The sequence below is a fragment of the Butyrivibrio sp. MB2005 genome (assembly GCF_000424285.1).
In the GTDB taxonomy this organism is placed as follows: Bacteria; Bacillota; Clostridia; order Lachnospirales; family Lachnospiraceae; genus Butyrivibrio.
Genome location: NZ_AUJP01000012.1, coordinates 1 through 26,964 on the forward strand (window position 1 = coordinate 1; position 26,964 = coordinate 26,964).

The window sequence follows — 26,964 nt, forward strand, 5'->3', positions numbered from 1 at the left end:
AGAGCGTAATGACAGTAATGGCACTCCCTGAGCGTATGAGACGTTTCTATAGAACTACAAACTATCTGGAACGGCTCAACAAGGAAATAAAACGCAGGTCAAATGTGATCGGTGTATTTCCAAATGTACAATCCATTATCAGAATCATGGGAAGTGTCTTACTTGAGCAAAATGACATGTATATGGCTCAGAATAAGATATCACTCACCAGAAAAGACTTTGATGAGCTGAACAACTCGTCAGCGAAACTGATAGAGATTGCAAAGGAACAGCAACGACTTTTAGCGGCCTGACAATTGGATACCTAAAGGTAATTTACACACAATAAAGGACTTGACCTTTATTTCCTGTAGCATTCACTCACATGTACTTATTAAGCACAGAAAAAGTATATAATAGACCATAATATTTCTATCTTATATACCTGTCTCACTCAGTGGTTAAAAAAAAGGTATATAAATTCTATGTATTTTTACATCTTATATACCTGTCTCACAAAGCACGTATAAAAACATGAATCATACGTGTCCTTTGTATAGGTAGTAGTTCAAAGTTCGAGATTTCTTTTTACAACAACACAAATGTAAAATGGGAAAGAAATGAAGGTAAATTAAACCATTCGCTATGCAAGCGATAGACGGATCGGTGCACATCCGGGGACCTCGGCTTTGCGACGATCGGAGCGAAGCGGAGATGCGAACACGCGGAGCGGGTTCGAGTTATATGCGCGAAAAAAGGAAGATCTTTCGATCTTCCTTCTTAGAGCGATAGACGGGGCTCGAACCCGCGGTCTCCACCTTGGCAAGGTGGCGCTTTACCAACTAAGCTACTATCGCATATATGTAAAGTCGCTTTCGCGACAGCAAAATAAATGATACAGTAAGAAACTTTTTCTGTCAATACTTTTTTGTGATTTTTTATCAAAACGAAAAAACAATAAAAAATATTCTATAACTCAATTTTTTTGGTTGCAATTATTTCGGTCTATACTATAGTATTCTAAAGAATATCTGCATTTTTCCCTGATGAAAACGGAACGATGTATTCAGGATGCGGACTAAGAAATGATAGAAAAGCCCTTGGCCTTCCATCTGACGCGCTCCTTTTCCCTTATACTGCAGCGAAATTTAGTGATGGTTTTGACAATCCATGTTTTACAATCAGACTCGCATATAGCACAGACGGTGGTAATACCCTGATCAGCTTTTTCAAAAAAGTTTAGTGTAAGAATTATTGCACATTATCCGCTTTTACTATACTAACCCGGAAGGAATTACAAAAATGGCATCTAGTATTATGCACCTTGCAGTTACATACGAACTGATAAAGCGTTTTGATTTTTCAGATACAGACAGGCTTAAATTCGGCGCCATCCTGCCTGATGCAGGCCAGGGAAAAGCAGGACATTTAAACAAATTCATTTGGGGACGAAATAAGAAGTCTTACGATTTTGAATTTTTCAGAAGTAAGTTTGGAGAATTGATGAAAACCGATGACCTGTACCTTGGATATTATCTTCACCTGGTACAGGATATCTGTTACAGACATTTTGTTTACGATAAGTACAAATGGAATCCCATGATTCCGGGCAATGTTGAGAGGCTTCATAAGGACTACTCCATAATAAATCACTATGTCGCAGAAAAATACAACATAAAAAACGACATCGAAGCTCCTACCGGTTTTGAGAGTGAGGATATAAACAGTATCTGCACCTTTGATGCGGACTGGCTTGTTAAGTCCATGGCGGGGTATTTTGAGAAGGTAGAGGACGAGGACATTTTCTTTTTTACAAAAGAAATGGCTGACGAGTTCATTAGCGAGGCAGTGGAAGTTTGTGCAAAGGAGCTGGACGCCCTTAAAAACGGCGGTAAGCTGATCGAGAGCTACGATAATGCCTGGGATAATAGGGTATATTCTCTTTTGGAGACCACATTAAATACAAGAGATCTTGGGGGCTACCGGATAGACGGAACAGATAACTATACAAAGTACGGCCGCCTTATTAGGAGCGACGTAGCAAATTATCCATCAGAAAAAGATATCGAATTTTTAAAAAGTAAAGGCATAACTACGATAATTGACACCAGGTCTTCAGGCGAGAAGGAAAAGAAGCCCCATGGCCTTGCGGATTTAGATGGCTTTGATTATTATGACATTCCCATTCCTGAGGGCAGCGGAATACCGGAGAGTGTAGAATCAGTGCCTGACAGCTATTACAAGATAGCTCACTCTGCAAAAATCGCAGAGGTATTCAAAACAATGGCTTCAGCAAAGTATGGAGTTATGTTTAACTGCACCGCAGGAAAAGACAGAACGGGAGTGGTATCGGCGATGATATTGTGGCTTTGCGGAATCAGAAAAAGCGATATTATTTATGATTACATGAGGACAAAGGAAAACAATATACCGCGTTTTGAGCTGATCCATCAGAATTTCCCCGAGCTTGATATGAACATTGTTATTCCTAATGGAAACAATATGATCAGACTTTTTGAAATGCTTGAAGACAGGTACGGCACGCCGGAGAAATACTTTGAAGCCATAGGCGTCAGTGCTGATATACAGAATAGAATAAAAGAAAAGCTTTGTATTTGATATGCATAATGGGAGAACGGTCCATGCATCGAAAAATACATCATGCTATGGAATAGGTTGTTATGGAAAAAGTTTTAAATGAATTTGTTGAACAGACTAAAGAGATTTTAGGGGATAATCTTGTAGGTATATACCTGCATGGCTCCTACGTTATGGGATGCTTTAATCTCCAAAAGAGTGACCTCGATCTGATTATTGTTGTTAATGAAAAAATGGATGATGCTTCAAAGCGTGAAGTCATGGATATGGTAGTTTCTCTAAATGAAAAAGGACCTGCCAAAGGTATAGAAATGAGCGTAGTGACTAAAGCTGTATGTAAGCCATTTGTATATCCTACGCCCTTTGAACTTCATTTTTCTGTAATGCATCTTGGATGGTACAGAGACAATCCGGAAGATTATATTCAGAAAATGAATGGTACAGACGTAGACCTGGCCGCGCATTTCACCATCATTGGAAAAAGAGGAAAATGCTTATGCGGACAGCCCATTGCAGAAGTATTTGGAGAAGTTCCCCAAAAGGATTATGTGGATGCCATATGGGATGACATCGCTGAAGCCCCTGAGGATATTGGGACCAATACCATGTACATCACATTGAATCTGGCAAGGGTACTGGCGTATAAGAAAGAGCAGCTTGTTTTGTCCAAAAAGGAAGGCGGAGAGTGGGCAATAAAGAACCTTCCTCAGGACTATCAGCCGCTGATAAGAGATGCTCTTCGCGAGTACTCAGATGGCTCAGATGTCACTTATGACTTGAGCGCCGCAAAAGTGTACGCAAAATACATGATTGATCAGATTTCAAATTGAAGGTTGATCGATCACATCAGATTGTATTTGTTTATGGTGATACACTTTTTATCATTAAATACAAATTCCACAATCCAGGGCATGACTAATCTTATCTTTTCAAAATCCTCATGTCCAAATGAATTGTCGTAATAGTTGATGATCGTACTGAGGGCAGTTCCGTGGCTGCCCACCACGATATTTTTACCTTTATATTTCTCAAGCACGGTATCTAAAGCAGCAATATTTCTATCCTGTACTTCCCTAAGGCATTCCCCGTCTGAGAGTTTATAATCAAAATCACTCCATTGCCTTTTGGTAAATTCTGCAAAATCCTCAATCCAACAGCTATCAACCCTTCTTTCCCTGAAAGCATCTATCGTCTCGATGGAAAGGCCTTTTTTCTCTGCAAAATCAGCAACTGTATCTACTGCACGTTTAAAGGGGCTGGACAGTACAACATCTATATTTTTATCGGACAAAAATGTAGTAACAAGCTTCCTGTCTTCCATTCCTTTTGGTGTTAATTCTCTATTGTAGTCATCGTGATTATCATAGTTTGGCTCAGCGTGTCGTACAAAATATACTCTTGTCATTTTAAAATCTCCTTGCTTTTACAATGAACATCAGCTCTGTGATGTCTTCTCTCTGACACTCCATATATCCGTCGATTATAAATCCGCTTTTTATAAGGCCGCCAAGATATTCTTCCATGGTGTGACCATATTCAATCCAATCGGAATCATCAAAATCCTTTGAGCACCAGGGCATCTTGTGGACAGCCTTGTAGTATCCGCCATTTTCGTCATCAACCCAGTCGCAGACGTAGTTGATAGGGTTTGGAGCCATAATGATAAACTCGCCGCTTTTCTTTATGACTCTGCGAACTTCGTCAAAGACAACCTTAAGGTTTGGAATATACATAAGAGAGGGCGGATTTATCACAAGATCAAAGGTATCATCAGAGAAACAGGAAAGATCACACATATTTCCTTTAACTATCTCGATTGACAAATCTTCTGATTTTGCTATCTCTCGGTCTTTGTCCAGCATCTTATCGGAAATGTCGATGACCGTTACATTGGCCCTGGCACAGGCAAGGAGCGGAGCCTGCAAACCGCCTGCACCTGCAAGGCAAAGAACATTCTTGCCTTTAATGTTCGCCAGCCACTCCTTAGGAACTTCTTTTTCCCAGAAATGAAGCACCAGATCACCAGTCCTTGCAGCGTCCAATTCTTCTCTGGTTGCACTTGCTGTCCAGTCCGCGTTGTTTGTTACCAGATTATCTATGTTCTTCTCAATTTGTTCAAATATTGTTTCCATTTTCTATTTTATTCTCCATCAATAGGGGTAATAAAAAGGCTTTTGCATATCACTTAACCATATATTTTTCTTCATTAACTATCTCAAAAGGTTCTCTGTTGAAATTGAAGCAACTTACACAATTATCCGCAGCCAACATGTTTTCAAGTCTCTTTTTGGTCAATGGAAATGTCACCATATCCAATGCCTCGGACTTATTGACCCATTTAACATGCAAGCTTTCGTCACTCCCAACATTTTTAGGTTTTCAAACTCATGTAAGTCCCCTTCTTTTCAGCATGTTTATATTATACTTGATGGAAACTGCAGGAAAAAGGCGCAATCTTCAAGAAAAACAAAAAACGTAAAATAGTAAATTATGATGATATAATATAGACAACTTTGCAGAAAGGAGAATCAGATGAAAAAAATTTTAGGACGACTTCTTCTTGTTGTTCCTGCCATAGCACTGCAGGTATTTTGGTATGTACTTCTTTTTGGAGGACTGGATACAGTTGTAGGTGGGCATCTTGGCAATGTCATACAGATCCTGTTTACTGTTTTGGCAGTCATATTTGTGCTGGTTCTGATTTCGAGGCGGGATGAGAGTTCATATAAGATACTCTGGATTGTGGTCATACTGGGCTTCCCCATTCTTGGAGCCATATTATATGCCTTCCTTGGAAACAAGAGCACAGGGAGAAGCCTTAAGAGAAAAATGGAGAAGGCTCCAAATAAAGTGACGGTACAGGAATTTGTTGATGAAAAAGATTTATCGGATGAGCTGAAGAAAGAAGACCTGAGGCTTGGGCAGTCCGTTAAGAGAATCTATGAGACAACAGGTTTTCCGCTTCTGACAAATGATACATCCAAGTATTATCCCTTCGGCGAGGATATGTTCGCTGATATGTGCGAGGATCTTAAAAAGGCAGAAAAATATATCTTCATTGAGTATTTCATCATACAGCGCGGAGTTTTCTGGGATACACTTACTGACATTCTTGCTGACAGAGCGGCAGCAGGAGTCGATGTCAGAGTCATGTATGACGACCTTGGAAGTATTGCGACCTATTCTTTAGTAGACATACGTGATTTACAGCAAAAGGGAATCAAGTGCATACCCTTCAATCCGCTTTTCTTTGTAACAACACAGCTAAATAACCGTGATCACAGAAAAATCATGGTAATTGATGGCAGGGTCGCATACAGTGGTGGCGTCAATCTGGCAGATGAGTATGTTAACGAGAAGGAATTGTTTGGAAAATGGAAGGATATCGGTTTTAGAATCACCGGTGCCGGGGTAAAGAGCTATACCTTCATGTTTGTGGAATTCTGGAATTCATTCTCAAAAGACCTGATAAATAAAGAGGAAATCGGATCTTTTGACGCTTCAGATTCTGTGAAAGACGATAATGGATTCATTCTTCCTTATTATGATTCGCCTATGAGAGAAGAGCATACAAGTAACGTCTTTTATACAGAGGTATTATCCCTGGCTACGGAATATGTATGGTTCTACACGCCATATCTGATGCTGGGCGATGCGCTTTTTGATGCATTCATTAGAGCTGCTGAAAGAGGCATCGACGTCAGGATCATCATGCCGGGAATTCCTGATAAGAAGGCGGTTTATCGCTTGTCCAGAAGTTATTACAGAGACCTGTTAAAGGCTGGGGTTAAGATATACGAATACACACCGGGCTTCGTCCATGCAAAGGCTATGATAGCTGATGGCAAGGTTGCAACCATCGGCACGGTAAATCTTGATTATCGCAGCCTGTTCCTGCATTTTGAGTGTAATTCATTGTTCTACAAAGCAGATATAATTGAATCGCTGAAAAAGGACTATGAGACAAGTCTTGAAAGCTGCACTCAGAGAACTCTTGAGAACATAAATAATGGAATTTTTTACAGATTTATCGATTGTTGTCTGCGTGTGCTTGCTCCTTTGTTGTGATTATAGAAGAGAGAAGTTGGTGGTCCTTTCAATATATGCGATAGACGGGTCGCACGAGTCCGGGGTCGCTGCACATCCGGGGGATGTGCGCTCAGCGACGACCGAAGTGGAAAGTAGACGCGGAGCGGAGACACGAATCCCGCACCGCGGATAAGTGAACCATTTCAATGCAAGCGATAGACGGGTCGCACGAGGTCCGGGGGACCTCGGCTTTGCGACGACCGGAGCGAAGCGGAGATACGAATCCCGCACCGCGGGTGAGCGGCCCCTCTGCCGCTCACTAAAACAAAAAGCACATCCTTTACGGATGTGCTTTTCGTTTTACTAGAGCGATAGACGGGGCTCGAACCCATTCCAAATAATCGCTCAATCACGCGAAGAAAGGAGACTCCGCGCATCCTCGCATCCACAGGGTAATCATATAGGTAATCAATCTATACTAAATTAGCCGATAAGCTAAAGGGTTTTAAAATTCTCAGCAACCAATAATCTTTGTTCAGAAAAGAGGTAACCATGAATAACTATAAGATAACTGCATTAGATATACTTGTCAAAAATTCCTTAAGCGATGTAAAGGATACCTTCACAGAAGATGAAATAGCCAAGGCAATAAAAGCGCTGGTAATCGTAAGAATAATTGGAATCGTAATCTTCACTGTTTTTTCCATTCTAATTCTGTGCGCACTCTACTCTGTATCAGACGAGCTTTCACATTTCATCTACCATTACTATGGTGGCTTCTGTGAGTATTACAGATGATTTATTAAAAGACTATAAAATGAACAATTGCGATTTGATTTGATGTAATATCTATGTAGTGATTATTAAATAAACGTATAATCATAATAAATTTGATTTTTCAATAAAAGGAGTAAAGGTTATGATTAAATCAATGATTAAGAGAGTAGCAACAATCGCCCTTGCAGGTGCAATGCTAATAGGCAGTTTATCAGTGAATAATCTTCAGGTCGAGGCTAAAGAACATAATACAGGTAAATTATGGTACTCAAGCAGAGAAGATTACTGGAATATTTGGGATGCTACAGGATATACAGAAGGTAGACCTGCAGAGTTCTGGGTTGGAGACTTTGGATATAAGAAGCTTAGCAATAACACTGCAGCAGTCACATTGTTTATGGGATATGAGAATACAGCTCTTAACATTCCAGCTACAGTAACTTATGAAGGTGTTACATATACAGTTACAAGAATTGGTCGTGAAGATGAAAGTATATATCTAGGTGATACTACATTTCCCAATTACCACAACTCATTCACAGGCTTAGTGATTCCAAGCACTGTAACAGAAATAGGCGAGGGGGCATTTAGTGGAATGAACATCAGTGGAAAAATCACAATCCCTGATACAGTTACAAAGCTTGGTAAAGGAGCATTCGCAGCTAATGAGACAGTAAATGAAATTGTAATAGGCTCAGGCATAACAAAAATACCTAAGATGTGTTTTTCAGGAAACACTAATGTTACTAAAGTAACAATTGGTAAAAATGTAAAGACAATAAGTGAAGAAGCATTTGCAGGTTGTAAGCTTAAGAATGTAGTAATAAAGTCAAAGAAGCTTAAGAAAATTGGTAATAATGCATTTAGTTGTCATAAATGGGTTAAGAAAAATGAATTCACCGTTAGTGTTGGCATAAGCCGAAAAATCACAGTTAAAGTACCTAAGTCAAAGCTTAATGAGTACAAGAAGCTTGTTACAAAGTCTTGGAAGAAAACTGATGCATTTACAAAAGACAATAAGTACACATTCAAAAAGATGTAACATTAAGATAACAGCCCTATCCAATAAGGATAGGGCTTATTTTTCTGCTTAGAAATATTTTTAATAAATTCTAAGGAGATAATTTTATGAGACTTGCACTACAATCACCAAACACAAAAATATTGCCCCACGCGCGGATAGGCGTAGGCGTTCTTGTCGCAGGCGGTGGAGCGAACGCGGAGACGCCGAGCACAGGACGCCGTTAAGCGCCGAGCGCAATGGGCAATTTTACGCAAATAGGAGGCTGAGGTTTACTATTACCCTCAGCCTCTTCCCATTGTCCCATCATTATCCCAAGCCACTATTTACAAAGCTTCTGTTGGGATTATTCCAAATCCCTTTTCCCATCTCTGTGCTTTTTCTGATACTTACTAATATCAATCACAGGAACAGAGTTATTGGGATGTGTCCTATTCCATTCGAGCTGTAATTTATGAAATGCTCTCAGCTTGCTTTCAGACACCGTTGCTGGAACTTTCCCAATCAGCCTAGCTATCTCTTTCTGATCATACCCTTCCAACATCAGCTTAATAACACTCTTCTGAGCATCAGACAGATTTTTGATTTCAGAAAAGAAAAATCTGCGTATTTCTTGTTTTGTAGATTTTGCTTCCTGCTGGTCAGCTTGCTCAATTCTGTAAGTGAGATAATCTTTGTGATATCCTGCTTCGAATTCTTCTTTGACTATACCATTGTCACGTCTGAAGAATTCATAGTTGTTGTTGACGACCTCCTTTGATTTCTGTTGACTGGAGATATTGTTCTCTACCCTATTCTCTAAGAGCATAAGAACAACATCATACGAATTCATGTGACCATAGTCGGATAACAGCGATTTCATCGATATTTCTTTTTGCGTTGACAAATTCGGAAATGTCATTTTTCCGTTAAACAGATCAATGACTGCACTGTTTCGTCTTTTGGTTTTTTGATTGACGAATCTATACGTGATGTACCCTTCGTCATATACAGTGACTGTACCTGAATAGTCAAGTACAGATAGCTGGTCTGACAGGACCTTAGTACAAGATGCTTGTAGCTGATTGCACCCAATATGCTTTAATTTCACAGGGTGCAATGATTTGGCAAACTCAGCCAAAGTAATCTGGCACTGCTCCAAGTCAGTAAGCTGGTTAATTGTGACTCCTTTAACATTGATGCTCATATGTATACCTCCTTTTTTTACGCATCAGGAGGAAACACAGAGGATGCTATGAGATATGGAATGCCTATAGGGCTATTGATAACGCCATTAAGTCACTTTTAATGTCATGATCTGTTTGGCATATATTGCGATAACTGTTATGAATGCCATGCGTACAAATGTAACGTCTATCCCACTTATTTCTCTGTATTTCCTTTTTGTTTTTAATTACAAAAGGAGATAAAAAAGAGTCCTTGGAACACGTATCTGAGGTACAAATAAAGAACTCATCGTTAATAGATGAGTAGGTATTTAAAAATGACGTCTAGGCAGTCATTTGTGCACTATTTCTAAAATGGAGTGGGAATTCACGAAAAACTTTGTGAAAAGAACACAAAAGGCATTTGCTCCCGAATTGGAACGTAGAAAATGTAATTCTTTATATGAATAAAATATTTGAGATCCTTTTGTTGATTGATGAAAATATCCCGAATTTATCTGTTGTAAATATGAACTATTAGAGGGAGACAGATTATCTTGTTTCAAAAAATGAAATAGTCCCGAATTTGTTTCCCTCAAATCTATAAAAGTAGGAACACAGAAATATATATGGAAGGGAGATGATATTATGTCAACTGTGAATCCTAGAAATGTAAAGCTGTCACAGACAGCAGCCCTTGGCTCAAAGTCAAGAAACGTAACTGCAAACGGAGTAGCAACACGTTTTAAACGTGACCCTGCAACAAACCAGCCTACTCAAGAGATTGAGGGCTATGCGGTCAACGTCCTCTCCGCCCGTGGAGAGGTACAAACAGTGAAGCTACCCAAGACTACCGAAGATCAGATAGAGCAGATAAAAACTGCGCTATCCGAAGATAAGGTGGTTCAAGTCACTCTGGATGGCTTTGTAGGCAAGTTCTACGCAATGCTTGATCGTCAAACTGGACGCCTGATTCAAGGAATCAGCGCTACGGCTACAGATATCAAAATAGTATCTGTAGAAGATCTCGTTGAAGATTTTGACGATGAAGTCATCATGTAACTGTAAACAAACGGGCGGTCAATCAGACCGCCCACCTATGAAAGGAAAAGTTATGGAACATTGTTTTAGATACTCATATGGAAAAGAATGTAAAGAAGACCGTGACTTGATGGCAGAATTAGCATATTTTGATGGGCTAAGTCCCTCAAATGCTGATTCAAAGAATATAAATACGACACTTCCCTGTGTATCGTTAGAAACTCAGGCAAATGTGCTCTCAAAGGATGGCACAGAATGGCTCCATGCAGTAGAAGCTGATCGGGATGGTGAGAATATCAAAATCCGTATTATCACCAAAGATAACCGAGGTGTTAATGTTGTTATTCCTAATGCAAGGGACAGGATTCTCTATAACAAATATAGGGACCTTAGATTCCTCATACGGAACAATGATTTTATATATGTCACCTTCCCAGAACTGATGGTTATGGCGATTAAAAACGTGAGAGGGTTATATTTACTCGCCCATGACTTTAAGGTTAAAAATCCAGATGATGAACCTGATAGGCCTCAGCCAACAATATTTATTTAAAATGAGGGGCTATTATGCCCCTCAAAAATGAAAGGAATCATTATGGAAGAACATAAACTAAAATGGGAAATCATAGATTTCTCTCCTTATAATCCTACTCATAATACATGGTTAGCAATATCTTCATTTAGTGTTGTTGTCGATGAAGTTACTGGATTACCAAAGGACTTTGTCTTAGTCACTGCAATTGACAAATATCTTGCTAACTGTGATATATGTGAATTTCCTCTATTTATTGAAGCAGACAAAGTGTTTCACACTCCTGCTCATACAAAACTGTTGGAGGAATTCCGCAAAGGGCAACCTTTTGTATTGGTAAATCCAATACAGCTTCGTGTATGTCGCCAATTTGTTTACGACAAAGGCTGTTATAACTACATAGGTACAGCAGAAGGATTTACAGTTATCGAGACCCAATGGCTTGGGCATGGAAAGGAGCATTAACAATGGAAAAAAACAAATATCTACACAGTGTAATAACAAAGATTTCTCAGGCGTATCAGTATGTTAAGCAAGAGATATCAGAATCTGCGCAAATGAAACAGCAAGCTGTGTTAAACCAAGTCGCAGCTAATAATATTTTAGCGATTCGATATGATCTTTATGAAGGATTAAGGAACAGTTATTATCCGAACCTTAAACCCATAGAGACTTTCAACTCCATTCGCTGTAACGGGTGGGGGTTGAAGCAGAATACAGTAGTCTATATGTATACCTTGGCAAAAATAAACACCGAGGTACTACCGAGCCCGGTATTGCAACTGATCATGTCTAATATGAATAAAGACATAGCAGCTGCATTAGTTACACTTAATAGTCTATATGGATATGAGTATGTTCGTGCATTTTATCCATATTTATTCCAAGGACTATATATCGTATCTATCAGAGACTTGGGTATCGATGTTGAAATCAGTGTTGTCTAGCAAATAAGCCTTGCATCTAATGGTGCAGGGCTTGTTCTTGTTATCTTACTTTTTAATTCAGAATTTATATTTTTTTACTTTATTCCCTAATTACCCCCGTGAAAACACATTCTTATATAGAGAAGCCGATTAGATCGGCATAGCTGATAATTATGCAGTTCTGCCAATTGTAGAACTGTAGTATGGAGGATAACAAATAATGGTCGATCTCACAAAACACAGATCTGATGAACTGGCTCAAAACTCTTCATTAGAAAAGAACAAATCATCTTCATATGATAAACAAAGCAAGGTTTTCTTTCTGACCTTGAATAATCCACAAAAGCATGGTTACACCCATGATTTTATTATTGACACAATACACACCAAATTTCGTCATTTTACTTATTGGTGCATGTGCGATGAAATCGGAGAAAGTGGCGGAAATTACCATACACATATCTATATACTGCTGGGAAAGAAAAAGCGCTGGTCTTCTGTGCAGAGGGCTTTTCTACACTCTCATATAGAAGAAAAAGTTATGGGATCGCCGCAAGAATGTCGTGCTTATATTCGTAAAGAAGGTGAACGTCACAAGGAAAAGAAGGAAACGAATCTTTCTGAAACGTTTTATGAGGAAGGTACTATACCAACCTTTAAACTATCGAACGATAGAGTAGAAATGCTCATACAGATTGAGGATATGATAAATCAAGGTATGCGTCCTGAACAAATAATGCAACAAAGTGTAGTATTCCGCCAGTTTGAAACTATCATCCGTAAAAGTTTCTTTGCGAAGCGTTTAAAAGAGACACCACCATTGCGTCAGATAAAGATAGTATGGCATCTTGGCGCGAGTGGGAGCGGCAAATCTTTTTCATATACGCAGCTATGCGAACAGTATGGCGAAGACGAAGTGTTTTTTGCATCTGATTATAGCAACAATTGTACAGCTTTGTTTGATGGATATGAGGCACAAAAAGTTGTCTTCTTGGATGAGGTTAAGACCGATAGTTTCAAGTATGGCTATTTATTACAGATTCTACAGGGATATAAAACACAAATCCATGCACGTTACTGCAACATCCAGAGCTTATGGACAGAAATACACGCTACCAGTATTTATGCACCTGATGAAATCTACGATGAAATGGTTGCTGTTCCTAATCGGACTATTGACAGTAAAACCCAACTTCTTCGCAGGATTACGGATTATTGCTATCACTGGAAAGATGAAGAAGGTTACCATTCATTTCAAATACCTTCATCAGAATATAAGTCTTATAAAGATTTAAAGGAACGTGCTGAAGGAAAAGCTGATGATTTTAAAGATGCAGATGAATCAGATGACGTACCATTTAAAGATTAAAACTACAACTATTATTTCAAAATAAAAAGGAGATGCGAGCATTTTAGACAGAGGACACCAAGCCTAGATATGCGCTGAATGTTGGTCGCAAAAATTACGCTTATGTCCTATCGAATAAACAATCATGAAACAAATTCATCAATATTCAGCTCAGAGTTCGCAAGTGGTATACTATCTCTTGAGGATGCGCGGAATTTGTATGAATCTATGGAAAAAGAAATTATTCTTAGGAATTACAAATTCCCATACAAACCGTCGACGGACGGATATTACCATATTAATATTGCTGGGCGAACAGAAGGGAGGGGACAGTTTAAAGCCAAGAGTTTGGAACGCTTAAAAGAAAAAGTTTATGCTTATGAAAAAGGCATTAACGGCCATGCACGTAAACGATTTAAGGAAGTATTTGAAATGGTCCAGGAAAGAAAGTTATCAATGACGAAGGATAATGAAAAACGTCTTTCAGTATCAAATACTGTAAATAAAAATAAGCAGGATTATAAAAGATTTTTTCAAGGCACTGATTTTGAACAACTATTTGTTGATACCATTAGACCGAAGGATATTGAGGAAATATACCAATATAATTTGTCTAGGTATAACCTTAGAAAAAAAGCCGCGTTAGCAATGAGAGGAATTATTAAGAATGTAATGCTGTTGGCGCTTAGACAAGAATGGATTGAGAAAAATCCTTATCTTTCCGCTGATTTCGGACAGTTTAAGGACATGATAGAGCCTGACAGTATTACAGAAGAACGTGGTTATACTGAACAGGAACTGGAAAAAATACATGCATTCATTGCAGAAAAGCAGAAAAAGAAACCAGATTATTTTCCTGCTTATGCATTGGAGTTACAGATTATGTGTGGATTAAGGCGTGGAGAGGTACCACCACTTATGTGGGAAGACTTTCATGATGGATATATGGATATTCACCGTGAACAGATAACTGTACAAAAGACAGCTAAAGAACCTGAACATGATGCTATTGTCTCACATACAAAAACATGGAAAGATCGCCATTATCCTATTACGACAGATGTATCCGAATTTCTTAAAAGGCTACGCATGATTCATAAAGCATATGGAATCAAGAGTGAATATTTGTTTCCTGCTCCTACTGAAACAAAAGTCATTTCAAACAATACTGTATATAACTTCTATCGAAGAATGTGTGAAAAGTTAGGGATTGTTGTTCGTTCAGATATTGTCCGTGGAACTCATGCTTTCAGGAGAAATGCGATTACCCAGGTAATCAATCAAAGCAATGGAAATATTCTAATGGCATCCAAATTATTTGGTAATACGCCAGCGGTCATTAATCAAAACTACTATACAGGTCTTGATCTAGAAAAAGCAAAAGAAGTCTTAGAGGCATTTTAGTCAAATGATATTCCCTTGAATATAGTTATCAATAGGGTAATCAAAAAAGCCTTGTGGGTAATCAATAGAAAAAAGAAAAACCCCAGATAAAATCTGAGGTTTAACTAGAGCGATAGACGGGGCTCGAACCCGCGGTCTCCACCTTGGCAAGGTGGCGCTTTACCAACTAAGCTACTATCGCAAACGATTTATTTAATTAACAACGCAAGACATATATTACACGAAGCATATATATATTGTCAACAGGAAATTTGATATTATTATGAAGTGAATTTTTATTGAAAAGGACCTACCAACATGCCCCAGAGACTTTCTGATTATCTGAAAAAAGAATATGGAGAAAAGATATATAGGCTCTCCCTTTCCTCCGGCTGTACCTGCCCTAACAGGGATGGCAGTATTATTCTTCCTGATGGGACGCCTCTTACAGGTGGCTGTACATTTTGTTCTGAAGGAGGATCAGGGGAATTTGCAGCAGAGGTTGCATCTGTTGATGTTCAGATTGAGGAAGCCAAAAAGCGTATCAGAAGTAAGACAGATGCCAAAAGATTTATCGCATATTTTCAGTCCTATACCAACACCTATGGGGACCTTAAAAGACTAAAGGCTTTATATAAAGAAACCATAGAAAGAGATGACGTGGTGATCCTAGCAATAGGCACAAGGCCTGACTGCATCGGCGAGGATGTCCTCTCGATGCTTAAAGAACTTAGAGCAATTAAGCCTGTATGGATAGAGCTTGGACTTCAGACGATTCATGAAGACAGCGCAAGACATTTTCACAGGGGCTATGATTTATCAGTATTTGAAGAAGCCTACGGAAATCTGAAGGGCATCGGAATAGAGGTCATTGTTCATGTGATTTTCGGCCTCCCAGGGGAATCAAAGGAGGATATGCTTGAAACTGTCCGCTATCTCTCTAACCTTTCTCCTGAGCTTGACGGGATAAAGCTTCAGAATCTCCAGATTCTTAAAGGAACTCAGATGTATGAGGAATATAAAAAAGAGCCCTTCCATATTTTATCTTTGGAAGAGCACGTGGAGCTTTTAGCAGAGAGCATAAATATGCTCCCCGAGAAAACCGTTATCCACAGAATGACAGGAGATGGGCCAAGAGCACTCCTTGTTGAACCGCTGTGGAGCCTTGATAAGAAAAATGTATTAAATACAATAAACAGGATTGTGAAATTCTAAACTCTAAAACATCAGTGAGATATAGCCCAGAAAGCCACCGCGCTGGCTGCTGCAACGTTTAATGAATCCACATCATGGGACATGGGAATCTTTACGCAAAAGTCGCAGGCATCAATTGTCTCCTGCATCAGACCATCACCCTCAGCGCCAAGGTAAATTGCCAGTTTCTCATTGGATCTGATCTTCGGATCATCGATAGAATAGGAATTATCCCTGAGTGCCATGGCAACTGTGGAAAAGCCAAGGGATTTAAGAAGTCCCACAGTATCGCCCTCAGGTAAAAAGGTCCAGGGCATAAGGAAAATATTGCCCATACTTACCCGGATTGCACGTCTGTATAGCGGATCTGTGCACCCATGCGAAAAAAGTACTGCATCGATATTGAGTGCAGCGGCGCTTCGTATGATTGCCCCTGCATTTGTGGGATTTGTCACATTTTCAAGAACAGCAATTTTCTTTGCGTCATTGCAGATGCTCTCTACTGAAGGGAGCTCTTTTCTTTTCATGGCACAAAGGACACCTCTTGTCAGGTGGAAGCCTGTGATACCTGTCAGTACCTCATCAGATGCGGTGTAAACAGGAACTTCAAAGGAAAGAGCAGATATCTTATCCAATAGTAAAGATGCTTCGCCCTTTTCCTGACGGAGCTGCTTATCTTCTATAAGAAGCGATATGGGCTCATAGCCTGCCGCCAGAGCTCTTTCAATAACCTTTGGGCTCTCTGCTATGAAAATACCGGGCTCCGGTTCGTTTATGTGATACAGCTGAACTTCAGATTGTTCTTTATAAACATAAAGTTCAGGTGCTTCATAATTGTCTATGGTGATGAGTGTTTTCATAAAATATCTCCATGTAGGAATAGTACACGAAAAGTATAACATGAGTATGATACAATAGGTTTATAGGATTTTCTAAGGGGGTATTTTTATGGGTAATACATTCTATTTTGCTTTTGAGCCCGCTCTAATGACATGGCTTCAGGGGGTTCTGGGAGAGACAGGAGCAAAAATAGTATCGCAGTTTTCAGCACTTGGCGAAGAATATGCCCTTATACTTATACTTGGCTTTTTGTATTGGTGCTATGACAAAAAGTTTGGAATTTATATTGGAACAAACGTAGCGGTGGGCATTACCCTTAATCCGCTGATTAAAAATATCTTTTTAAGAATAAGACCTTATATGGCGCATCCTGAGATTAAGTGTTTCAGGCCCGTGGAGCCGGATGCAGATCTGTATGATGTGGTGGCCCAGGGGTACTCTTTTCCAAGTGGTCATTCCATGAATTCAGCTATTGCCTACGGTACTCTCGGAAGATATACAAAGAAGAGAGTTTTTGAAGTCCTTGCCTTTGTGCTTCCGCTTCTTGTTGGTATTTCAAGAGTCTCTGTTGGTGTACACTATCCCACAGACGTGCTTACAGGCTGGTTATGCGGAGCTTTGGTTGTTTTCGCTGTTCCTTTTATAATGGATAAATTCGGCGAAGAGAACAGATGGAAGGTCAACCTGGTTTTCTTTCTTATAGCCAGTATTGGAATATTCTATTGTAAAACAGAGGATTATTTCTCCGGGCTTGGAATCATGGGCGGCTTCTTCCTTGGAATAGAGATTGAAAAAAGATTTGTGGATTTCAAAAGTACCACAAAGCCTGTTCATTGCATTGCCAGATTGCTTGGCGGCGGGGCACTTTATTTTGTACTTAACAGGCTTTTGAAAATGCCATTTTCCACAGAATTTTTGACATCAGGCACAACAGCGGCTTACCTTGTCAGATCAGCTCGTTATTTCATTGTGCTTACATTTTTGATTGGTATTTATCCGTATGTTTTTCGTTTTGGGGCAGGCAAAAATGAATAATACTTTTTCGAAAGTACTCGATGTTTTATTAAAAATAATGTTCGTGACAGGCTTCCTGATATTTTTTTGTGCGAACGTCTTTCATTATACAGCCAGGATGGATGGCGATGTCGCAGGAGAAGCGATACTTGCAAAAGAAATATCGGACAATAATTTGAGAACGCCGGATAGCTGGTTTATCAGCACGGAGGAGAGGGTAATATATCCGGCTAACCTTGGGGCGATAATATATCATTTTTCGGGGAATCTTAACGTTTCTATGGGGCTTGCATGTTCAGTGTGTGGGCTTCTCATCATCATTTCAATGATTGCGTTATACAGGAAGGTCGGAATGAGTAGTATTGCTGCGTGGTGTGCTGCTTTTATTCCTTTTGTCCTAACGCTCAATGTCCATGACGCATTAGAAATGTATATTTTATATGCCGGATATTATTTTCCGGTTCTTTTCGCATTTTACATTTATGGAATCTTTCATGCTGATTTTATTGAGGGAAGAATCCCTGTGTTTAATCTGATTATTTCCGTGGTACTGTCCATTGTGCAGGGAATGCAGGGAATGCGCGGACTTCTGATGGTCTTTTTACCATATACCTGTGTAGAGATTCTTAGAACGCTTATTATCCTGATCAAAAAGAAAAAGTGCCAGTTAAAGGAATTATTCCCACTGTTTTGGTGCTGTTTTCTGGTAGTAATTTCGTACATCTCAGGTAAATTCTTATCAGAGGGAGTATCCAGTACTTCAAGAAATTTAAGAAACGGCCCTGCCAAACTTGTGAATGAGGTTATTCCCTCTATATTTGATCTTTTTGATACAAATGGAAACCTGGTGTATCTGTTGGTTGTTGTGGCAGTTTGTCTGATAGCTGTTTGCTTTTCTGTTTATGTATTTATAAAAAAGATGCCACAGAAGTCTGCATTTTTCTGGGCAAGTCATTGGATGTCATTGTTTGCAATGGTTACAGCCATGGCTTTTACAACCTTTGATGTTTCATCAAGGTATTCTGTATTCCTGTTTTTTGCAGTAGGAATGTCAGTTGGAATTACGCTTGATAATATGGAATCCCAAATGGTACTGCGAAATATTTTTCTTGCGATAATAATTTCGTGTACTGTGTTTTCATCATCAAGCGTGTATATGAACCTGATAAAGAACGACAATTCTAAAGACTCTGTGTACGTTAAAATCGTGGACTGGATGGTAGAAAATAATGTTCATAGAGGATATTCCACTATGGATTATGCAGGGATTATAACCCTGGCAGGTAATGGGAAGACCGAAGTTTGTCAGATAGATATGACGAACCTTTGCGCTATAAAATGGCTAAGCAGTGCAGACTGGTATCCGCCAAATTCTGATGCCGGAGAGAGAGTTGCTATTATCACAACGGACAATACGGATGAGAGTTTCCTTAAATACATTGATGAGAATAATCTTTCTGGCATTATTGAAACCAGTACGGATATGCAGAAATTCCATTGCTATATTCTTCAGGAGAATCCTGTGAGGTTAGATTAATATGCTTGTATACACAAAGCTTTTTGGGGCCTTCTTTATATGTTTATGTATATTATTATGTCTGGTCTCATATTTGATAAAAAATGATATTTTGAGGAATACCTTTTCAAGGCTTATTCTTCTGTCCGGCAGCGTTGCTTTCTTTTTGTATTCCGGAAAAAGCTTTATCTGGTTCTATCTGTACCTGATAATTATCACCTATATTGGCGGACTGTGTATATCCAAAACAAAGAGATCCTTCTGGATATTTACCCTGCTTTTATTTGCGCCGCTTTTGGCATATAAGCTTTTAAGCTGGAGTAGCAGCGATATTATTCAGCCGCTTGGCATTTCATTTATCACATTGCAGAGCTATACATATTTTTACGCTCTTTATAAAAATGAGATGGAGTGTGAGAAGGGCATAGTTCAGGTGGCTCTTTTTGTGTCATTTTTTCCATGCCTTTCCAGCGGGCCGATAATGGATGCTGGAATTCTTTTGCCACAGTTTAAAAAAATCAGATCCTTTGATTATGAAAGAGTTACAGATGGTATAAGACTATACGGCTGGGGACTTCTGAAAAAGCTGGTGCTGGCGGATAATTTAGCGTTATATATAAGCGGCGTAAAAGAAAATGCTCAAAGTGCTGAGCATGCAGGAACAGCACTGCTTATCACGGCGCTGTTATATTCATTTCAGCTGTATTTTGATTTTTCAGGATATTCAGACATTGTAGTTGGATGCGGCAAAGTGATGGGCTTTGATCTGACCCGTAATTTTAACCATCCATATCTGTCAAAAACAGTGGCTGAATTTTGGAACAGGTGGCATATTTCACTTAGTGGATGGCTAAAGAAATACATATACATTCCTCTTGGCGGTAGTCGTGTAAATGTGGTAAGAATCTACGTTAATACCATGAGCGTGTTTTTGATGAGCGGCTTTTGGCATGGAAACGGTGTGACATTTCTGGTATGGGGAATACTGCACGGCCTGTTTGTCTGCATTGACAGGGCACTAAAGAAAAAAGGCTATAAAGGAAACGTCTTTATCACATACATGGCAGTATCCTTTGCCTGGATATTCTTTGCGGCTCCAAGCGTAAGCTCCGCAGTTAACACGATTATTTCCTTTGCAGGAATTCCAAATGAGATAAAGCTACTTGCTCTTGGCGAAATTGGCAGTCTTAGCAGTTTGCTTTTGATTCCGGAAAACTGCAATGTTTTACTGATACTTTCAGGCCTTTTTATTTTTGGAGTAATCAGCCACATCACATATAAAAAGGATGGAAATGAGATAGTAAAGAGTCTTAATCCTATCATCAGATGGTGTTGCTACTATGCACTGATCATGGCGATTTTGCTGTTCTCGTGCACGGAACAGGTTAATTTTATTTATAATCAGTTCTGAATATGTATAGAGCTTGAAATATGACAGAGAAAATAGTTTCCAAAGGAGGAGAGTTGGGATGAAAAAGCTTTTTCTAAAGCTTTGCTTATGTCTCATTCCGGTCTTTTTGTATCTGGGTCTTTCATACTATATAGATGTATTTAATGTATTTCATTACCGGAATATCAGAATTACAGAGGCTGCGAAAAATGATAATTACATAAAGACCAGGTATGTGATAGAGAATCCCACAAGGTTTAATGCCTTTATTTTGGGATCATCAAGAGTCGGGAATCTTCCACCTGACGGACTTTTGCAGGAATTGGATGACGTTTCCTTAAGCTGGTATAACATGACCTACCCTATGGGATGCCCGAGGGATAATTTAGAGACAGTTAAGACATTTTTGGCCTCCGGCGTGGATGTAAAAATGGTTATTGTGGGAATAGATGAAATATCCATGTACAATACCTATTCATCCAATTCAGGCGAAATGATTGAGAAACAATATCAGGAGTATGCGAAAAATCCTGCAAGATTCTTCTATGACTATTTATTAGTAAGACCGCAGATGTCCGTGTTTAAGGATGTCCTGACTCAGGATGATGAGGACAGGGACAATGTCAGATTGTTTTATGAATATGGCGTAGAAAAAAGGAATCTTTCAATTGAAGAACCCACAGAAGAAAGGAAGATGGAATCATCTCTTGGATGCGGTGCATTTAATGGAGATGAGGAGTTTGAAGGTATTTGTGCCTTAAGAGACTTGGCAAGCCTTTGCGAACAAAATGGTATTGAACTTAGAGTTTTTACCTCTCCAATTTTGCAGACGACTTATACAGAGGCAGTATCAAAAGGATACTTTGATTTTCTAAGAGCTGTTTCCCGGGAAATAGAATATTACAATTTTTCCGGGCTAAATAAATACACTACAGACATGAAGTATTATTTTGATGCTTCTCACTATAAGCCCTATATCGGAATGATTATTGAGGATAGTATTTTTAGTGACGAGAAAAAGGAGTACCATGAATTTGGCGGCTATATTACAAATGAAAATATAGATTCGCTGCTTATGTATTTGGAAGATCAGATGAAATGACAGATATAAAGCAAAGAGGATAATAGTGTTATGAATAATAAGCGAAATTATCGGACCGACATTGTAACATCATATTTATTGACATTTATTCTTGTTGTTATTGCGTATCAGGGCTTTTATCGATTTGGATTTGAGTCTGACACCATGACTCATTATCTGAATCCTCTTATAAATATAGAATCAAAGCTCGCATATACAAGATATATTTCATACCTGGTGGAAATCGGCCTTTATAAATTGGGTTTTATTCTGCCGGAGCATTACAGATTATCTTACATTTTCTTTTTGTTTTTCACAGCTACAACTGCCTTTATATATCAGCAGGCTATTATAGGCAGGATCAGAGAACAGAGAGTGGAGATGGATCTTTCATGGGAATATCTTGGAAGATTTATTCTTTCGCTGCCCCTTATCAGTACTTTATACTCGGAATATTTCATGTTCCCCGAGTGCTTTGCCTTTAGCATAGGCGTTTTGTTTTCTGCAATAGCTGTCTATATGTATTCCAGAAAAAAATATTTTGGTGCCGTAGTTTTCCTTCTGATGGCTGTGTTTACTTATCAGGTAACGGTGATGCTAAGCGCTATTTACGCCCTTTTATTTGTTGTCATCGATGAGGGCTACGCCCTTACTGCCAGAATGTTCAAACGAGGTCTTTTTACATCGCTTTGCTGCATAATGGCAGGAATTATTAATCTTATAACATCAAGAGTGGTATACCGTTTACGTATAATTACAGACCTGCCCAAGACTCTTAGGCATGAATCATTATATGAAAGACTTGCTCATATTCTGTATATACTAAAAGCATTCTTCTTTAGCGGAAACGGACTTTTGCCGGTGCGGTTTGCTAATCTTCTGGTAATAATCATAGCAATAGCGCTGATGGTCATTTGCAACATATATGAAAAGCCGGAGATATTGACTTTCTTATTTGCAGGATTCATTATGTTTTGCCTGGCTATTGTAATTCCGCTTATTCAGGCAGATACGCCAAGAGTTATCTTTGTGCTGTACGCAGCTCTTGGATGCTTTGTTTTCCTATCATTTGCTCAGCTTGATGGAAAAGCTGTCGCGGTAATGCAGGGAGTAATATTGTGTACTGTACTGTTACAGATTTTTTCCAATCAGCAGATAGCAGTTAATCATTACATCTCAAATGCTGAGGATATCGCATGTGCAAGAGCTGTACTTAGCGCAATAGATGAGTATGAAAAGACCACAGGTACAACTATACAGGAAATAGCAGCCTGCGAGGACAGTGTATCCCTCAACTATTTCGATGATGTTTATTACACGGTGGGTCAGATAAATGAGAGAGTAATGCACAATGTCCCCTACAGTCTTCTAGAGTATGTAAATAAGCTGGATACCGGAACCACAGACCTTAGATTCAGGAAAAGCAAAATGGACGGGATTGATGTCAGGGAGGCTTATTTTGCAGGAAAAGAGTGGGACAGCTTCAATGTGTACGAGCAGCTGATTATGGATGGAAATACGGCTTATTGGTGCATATATTGATATCTTCTGATGTTTTTTAGGAGAAAGCCTGCAATAGTGAACGAAAAATAATATCTTGACTTTTTTTAATGTCATGAATAAAATTATGGATAACTGAATAGAAAAGCTGTGACGAAGACAGTACATTGTTTTGAAAGCTTCAGAGAGCCTGCGGGTGGTGCGAGCAGGTGCGAGTATGAACTTTGGAAAATCACTTCTGAGCTGCGTAACCGAACTATCTAAATCAGTAAGTTACGACGGAATCTCCCCGTTATGGAGAATCATATAAAACCGTAAATTCGGGGAGTATGCGTAAACAGGTGGTATAGCGAGTTTGACCCTCGTCCTTTTTACAGGACGGGGGTTTTTTAGTTTTGAAAGGAGTTTCAGATGTATAAGAAGGTTGACACTGATATGAATTTTGTCGCCCGCGAGAAGAAGATTGAGCAGTTCTGGAAAGATCAGGACATCTTCCAGAAGAGCGTAGATACACGCAGCCAGGGCGAGATGTATATGTTCTATGATGGACCGCCGACTGCAAACGGTAAGCCCCACATCGGACACGTACTTACACGTGCGATCAAGGATATGATTCCGAGATACCGCACAATGAAGGGTTATACTGTTCCCCGTAAGGCAGGCTGGGATACTCACGGTCTTCCTGTAGAGCTTGAGGTTGAGAAGCTCCTTGGCCTTGACGGAAAAGAGCAGATTGAAGAATACGGTATGGAGCCTTTCATCAAGAAGTGTAAGGAATCCGTATGGAAATATAAGGGAATGTGGGAGGATTTCTCCGGCACAGTTGGTTTCTGGGCTGATATGGATCACCCCTACATCACCTATGATGATAACTTTATCGAGTCTGAGTGGTGGGCTCTTAACGAGATCTGGAAAAAGGGTCTTCTTTACAAGGGCTTCAAGGTAGTTCCTTACTGCCCTCGCTGTGGCACACCTCTTTCTTCACACGAGGTTGCTCAGGGCTATAAGACTCTTAAAGAGCGCACAGCTGTTGTTCGTTTCAAGGTTAAGGATGAGGATGCATACTTCCTTGCATGGACCACAACACCCTGGACACTTCCTTCAAATATCGGCCTCTGCGTGAACCCTGATGAGAAGTACATCAAGGTTAAGGCAGCAGATGGCTACACATATTATCTTGCAGAAGCTCTTGCAGATACAGTACTCGGCAGTTTAGCGAAGGAAGAGGGCGAGAAGGCTTACGAAGTTCTTGAGACTTATGTAGGTACAGACCTTGAATATAAAGAATATGAGCCTCTTTATCAGTGCGCTGCTGATGAGACAGAGAGACAGCACAAGAAGGCATTCTTCATCTATTGCGATAACTACGTAACAATGTCAGATGGTACAGGTATCGTACATATCGCTCCTGCATTCGGTGAAGATGACGCCCGTGTTGGTAGAAAATATGATGCTCCTCTTGTACAGATGGTTGACGGCGAAGGAAAGCTTAAGCCCGAGACACCTTTTGCAGGCTACAGATGTAAGCCCACTCAGAAGGAAATGGATGAGGGCGCTATCAGTGCAGATCCCGAGGTACTTAAGGACCTTGATAAGAGAAGCCTTCTTTTCTCAGCACCTAAGATGGAGCATGATTATCCTCACTGCTGGAGATGCGGTACACCTCTTTTGTACTATGCACGTTCTTCATGGTTCATCAAGGTTACAGCAGTTAAGGATGACCTTATCAGAAATAACCAGGAGATCAACTGGATTCCTGAGTCAATCGGTAAGGGACGTTTTGGTGACTGGCTTGAGAACATTCAGGACTGGGGTATCTCCCGTGACAGATATTGGGGAACACCTCTTAATATCTGGGAGTGCGATGACTGTGGACATCAGCTTTCAGTAGGATCAAGAAAAGAGCTTGCTGAGCTTTCAGGAGATCCTTCTGCTGAGACAACAGAGCTTCACAGACCTTATATAGATAAGTTTGAGATCACATGTCCTAAGTGTGGCAAGAAGATGCACAGAGTTAAGGAAGTTATCGACTGCTGGTTCGATTCAGGAGCAATGCCTTTCGCACAGCTTCACTATCCTTTTGAGAACAAGGAGCTCTTCGAGAAGCAGTTCCCTGCTCAGTTCATCTCTGAGGCTGTAGACCAGACAAGAGGATGGTTCTACTCACTTCACGCTGAGGCTACTCTTCTTTTCAACAAGCCTGCATTCAAGAATGTTATCGTTCTTGGTCTTGTACAGGATGAGAACGGACAGAAGATGAGTAAGTCCAAGGGTAATGCGGTTGATCCTTTCGAAGCACTTGAGAAGTACGGTGCAGATGCTATCAGATGGTATTTCTATACCAACTCTGCTCCCTGGCTTCCTTCAAGATTTGCAGGTAAGACAGTTCAGGAAGGACAGAGAAAGTTCCTTGGAACACTTTGGAACACCTACGCATTCTTTGTACTTTATGCAAATATCGACGGCTTTGATGCTTCAAAATACAGTCTTGAGAAGGATAAGCTTACAGTTATGGATAAGTGGATCCTCTCCAAGATGAACACCATGATAGGTGAAGTTGATAAGAACCTTGAGAATTACAGAATACCTGAAGCTGGTAAGGCTCTTGATGCATTTGTAGATGACCTTTCCAACTGGTATGTAAGAAGATGCCGTGAGCGTTTCTGGGCTAAGGGAATGGAGCAGGATAAGATCTCTGCATACATGACTCTTTACACAGCTCTTGTAAACGTATGTAAGGCAGCAGCTCCAATGGTTCCCTTCATGACAGAGGAGATCTATCAGAACCTTGTAAGAACAGGTGATAGCACAGCTCCTGAATCAATCCATCTCTGCGATTTCCCTGCAGTAGATGAGAGCTTCATCGACAAGGATCTTGAGGAGAACATGGATGAGGTTCTTCAGATCGTAGTTCTTGGACGTGCTTGCCGTAATGCAGCTGCTATCAAGAACCGTCAGCCTATCGGACAGATGTATGTTAAGGCTGAGAAGTCTGTATCAGAGTTCTATCAGGAGATCATCGAGGACGAGCTGAATGTTAAGAAGGTTGTCTTTGCTGATGATGTAAGAGACTTCACAACCTACACCTTCAAGCCTCAGCTTAAGACAGTAGGACCTAAGTATGGTAAGGTTCTTGGCGGAATCAAAGAGCACCTTAGCTCACTTGATGGAAACAACGCTATGGATGAGCTTAAGGCTAACGGAGCACTTAAGTTCGAGGTAAACGGCACAGCTGTTGAGCTTACTGAGGAAGACCTTCTTATCGACATGGCTCAGAAGGAAGGCTTTGAGAGCACAGAGGATCATGGAATCACTGTTGTTCTTGATACAAACCTTTCAGACGAGCTTCTCAACGAAGGCTTCATGTATGAGGTTATCAGTAAGGTTCAGACCATGCGTAAGGATTCCGGCTTCGAGGTTATGGATCACATCAAGCTGTCTGTAAATGGCAATGAGAAGATTGCTTCAATTGTTAAGGAAAATGCTGATTCAATCTCAACCAAGGTTCTTGCTACAGAGATCGTATATGACAGCAATGTGGCAAATTCCAAGGAATGGGATATCAACGGCGAGACAGTAACAATCGGTGTTGAGAGAGTATAAATCGTAATACTTGACGAAGTTTTCAGTGTCTATTAGAGTAGTTTTGA

At 39.9% G+C, this 26,964-nt stretch carries 22 protein-coding genes, 2 tRNA genes, 1 pseudogene and 1 other annotated feature; of the genes and pseudogenes, 19 read left to right on the forward strand and 6 right to left on the reverse strand.

Going from position 1 to position 26,964, the window contains the following annotated elements:
* Window positions 1-197: pseudogene (locus tag G610_RS0107745) on the forward strand (transposase); the annotation flags it as partial.
* Window positions 198-763: 566 nt separating this feature from the next.
* Here the strand turns inward: G610_RS0107745 and G610_RS0107750 are convergent.
* A tRNA-Gly gene (locus G610_RS0107750) sits at window positions 764-836 on the reverse strand.
* A gap of 445 nt (window positions 837-1,281) precedes the next feature.
* Here G610_RS0107750 and G610_RS23470 point away from each other — a divergent pair.
* Together G610_RS23470 and G610_RS0107765 are read left to right on the forward strand one after the other, a co-directional pair.
* Window positions 1,282-2,598: a tyrosine-protein phosphatase gene (locus G610_RS23470; RefSeq protein WP_051197837.1), complete on the forward strand. Its 1,317-nt coding sequence runs from the start codon at window positions 1,282-1,284 to the stop codon at window positions 2,596-2,598.
* A gap of 62 nt (window positions 2,599-2,660) precedes the next feature.
* Window positions 2,661-3,407, forward strand: a complete 747-nt coding sequence (locus G610_RS0107765; RefSeq protein WP_026524343.1) for an aminoglycoside adenylyltransferase domain-containing protein — start codon at window positions 2,661-2,663, stop codon at window positions 3,405-3,407.
* An 11-nt stretch (window positions 3,408-3,418) separates the two neighbouring features.
* Here the strand turns inward: G610_RS0107765 and G610_RS0107770 are convergent, their stop codons facing one another.
* Both G610_RS0107770 and G610_RS20190 read right to left on the reverse strand, forming a co-directional pair.
* Complete coding sequence (locus tag G610_RS0107770; protein WP_026496355.1) at window positions 3,419-3,982, reverse strand: histidine phosphatase family protein; 564 nt, start codon at window positions 3,980-3,982, stop codon at window positions 3,419-3,421.
* Window position 3,983: 1 nt separating this feature from the next.
* Complete coding sequence (locus G610_RS20190; RefSeq protein ID WP_051197838.1) at window positions 3,984-4,709, reverse strand: class I SAM-dependent methyltransferase; 726 nt, start codon at window positions 4,707-4,709, stop codon at window positions 3,984-3,986.
* Window positions 4,710-5,109: 400 nt separating this feature from the next.
* Between G610_RS20190 and cls the strand changes: the two genes are divergently transcribed.
* The 3 genes from cls (at window position 5,110) to G610_RS22100 (ending at window position 8,425) form a co-directional block, all read left to right on the forward strand.
* Complete coding sequence (cls, locus tag G610_RS0107785; protein WP_026524344.1) at window positions 5,110-6,645, forward strand: cardiolipin synthase; 1,536 nt, start codon at window positions 5,110-5,112, stop codon at window positions 6,643-6,645.
* Between the two features lie 513 nt (window positions 6,646-7,158).
* The gene (locus G610_RS0107790; RefSeq protein WP_026524345.1) at window positions 7,159-7,404 is read left to right on the forward strand and encodes a hypothetical protein; all 246 of its coding nucleotides are present in this window, start codon (window positions 7,159-7,161) and stop codon (window positions 7,402-7,404) included.
* A gap of 121 nt (window positions 7,405-7,525) precedes the next feature.
* On the forward strand, window positions 7,526-8,425 hold the full coding sequence (locus G610_RS22100) for a leucine-rich repeat domain-containing protein (protein WP_026524346.1): 900 nt from the start codon (window positions 7,526-7,528) through the stop codon (window positions 8,423-8,425).
* Between the two features lie 325 nt (window positions 8,426-8,750).
* On the opposite strand, the gene G610_RS0107810 is transcribed toward G610_RS22100, so the two are convergent.
* Entirely contained in the window at window positions 8,751-9,590 is an 840-nt protein-coding gene (locus tag G610_RS0107810) for a hypothetical protein (protein ID WP_026524347.1), read from the reverse strand.
* 607 nt (window positions 9,591-10,197) lie between these two features.
* Here G610_RS0107810 and G610_RS0107815 point away from each other — a divergent pair.
* From G610_RS0107815 to G610_RS22105, 6 genes are all read left to right on the forward strand, one after another.
* Entirely contained in the window at window positions 10,198-10,611 is a 414-nt protein-coding gene (locus G610_RS0107815) for a hypothetical protein (protein WP_026524348.1), read from the forward strand.
* Between the two features lie 109 nt (window positions 10,612-10,720).
* On the forward strand, window positions 10,721-11,143 hold the full coding sequence (locus G610_RS0107820) for a hypothetical protein (RefSeq protein ID WP_155830988.1): 423 nt from the start codon (window positions 10,721-10,723) through the stop codon (window positions 11,141-11,143).
* 42 nt (window positions 11,144-11,185) lie between these two features.
* Window positions 11,186-11,587: a hypothetical protein gene (locus tag G610_RS0107825; RefSeq protein WP_155830989.1), complete on the forward strand. Its 402-nt coding sequence runs from the start codon at window positions 11,186-11,188 to the stop codon at window positions 11,585-11,587.
* Between the two features lie 2 nt (window positions 11,588-11,589).
* Window positions 11,590-12,069, forward strand: a complete 480-nt coding sequence (locus G610_RS0107830) for a hypothetical protein (RefSeq protein WP_026524351.1) — start codon at window positions 11,590-11,592, stop codon at window positions 12,067-12,069.
* A gap of 199 nt (window positions 12,070-12,268) precedes the next feature.
* Entirely contained in the window at window positions 12,269-13,417 is a 1,149-nt protein-coding gene (locus G610_RS0107835; RefSeq protein ID WP_026524352.1) for a hypothetical protein, read from the forward strand.
* 207 nt (window positions 13,418-13,624) lie between these two features.
* Entirely contained in the window at window positions 13,625-14,800 is a 1,176-nt protein-coding gene (locus G610_RS22105) for a site-specific integrase (protein ID WP_196809823.1), read from the forward strand.
* 108 nt (window positions 14,801-14,908) lie between these two features.
* Here G610_RS22105 and G610_RS0107845 read toward each other — a convergent pair.
* Window positions 14,909-14,981, reverse strand: a tRNA-Gly gene (locus G610_RS0107845).
* Between the two features lie 116 nt (window positions 14,982-15,097).
* Between G610_RS0107845 and G610_RS0107850 the strand changes: the two genes are divergently transcribed.
* Window positions 15,098-15,994 carry a TIGR01212 family radical SAM protein gene (locus tag G610_RS0107850; RefSeq protein WP_026524353.1) on the forward strand — a complete coding sequence of 299 codons (897 nt, stop codon included), beginning with the start codon at window positions 15,098-15,100 and terminating at the stop codon, window positions 15,992-15,994.
* 11 nt (window positions 15,995-16,005) lie between these two features.
* On the opposite strand, the gene G610_RS0107855 is transcribed toward G610_RS0107850, so the two are convergent.
* Entirely contained in the window at window positions 16,006-16,833 is an 828-nt protein-coding gene (locus tag G610_RS0107855) for a TrmH family RNA methyltransferase (protein ID WP_026524354.1), read from the reverse strand.
* Window positions 16,834-16,921: 88 nt separating this feature from the next.
* Here G610_RS0107855 and G610_RS0107860 point away from each other — a divergent pair, with 88 nt between their 5' ends.
* The 6 genes from G610_RS0107860 (at window position 16,922) to ileS (ending at window position 26,917) form a co-directional block, all read left to right on the forward strand.
* A complete protein-coding gene (locus G610_RS0107860) occupies window positions 16,922-17,848 on the forward strand; it encodes a phosphatase PAP2 family protein (protein ID WP_026524355.1) in 927 nt (308 codons plus the stop codon).
* Window positions 17,841-19,364, forward strand: coding sequence for a hypothetical protein (locus G610_RS0107865; protein ID WP_026524356.1), 1,524 nt, complete (start codon window positions 17,841-17,843; stop codon window positions 19,362-19,364). Before G610_RS0107860 ends, G610_RS0107865 begins: the two co-directional genes overlap by 8 nt.
* 91 nt (window positions 19,365-19,455) lie before the next feature.
* Window positions 19,456-20,754: an MBOAT family O-acyltransferase gene (locus tag G610_RS20205; RefSeq protein ID WP_196809824.1), complete on the forward strand. Its 1,299-nt coding sequence runs from the start codon at window positions 19,456-19,458 to the stop codon at window positions 20,752-20,754.
* Between the two features lie 58 nt (window positions 20,755-20,812).
* Window positions 20,813-21,835, forward strand: a complete 1,023-nt coding sequence (locus G610_RS0107875; RefSeq protein WP_026524357.1) for a hypothetical protein — start codon at window positions 20,813-20,815, stop codon at window positions 21,833-21,835.
* A gap of 30 nt (window positions 21,836-21,865) precedes the next feature.
* A complete protein-coding gene (locus G610_RS0107880) occupies window positions 21,866-23,356 on the forward strand; it encodes a glucosyltransferase domain-containing protein (protein ID WP_026524358.1) in 1,491 nt (496 codons plus the stop codon).
* 99 nt (window positions 23,357-23,455) lie between these two features.
* Window positions 23,456-23,687, forward strand: a binding site (T-box leader).
* A 38-nt stretch (window positions 23,688-23,725) separates the two neighbouring features.
* Window positions 23,726-26,917, forward strand: coding sequence for an isoleucine--tRNA ligase (gene ileS / locus G610_RS0107885; RefSeq protein WP_026524359.1), 3,192 nt, complete (start codon window positions 23,726-23,728; stop codon window positions 26,915-26,917).
* The last annotated feature ends 47 nt before the right edge of the window (window positions 26,918-26,964 follow it).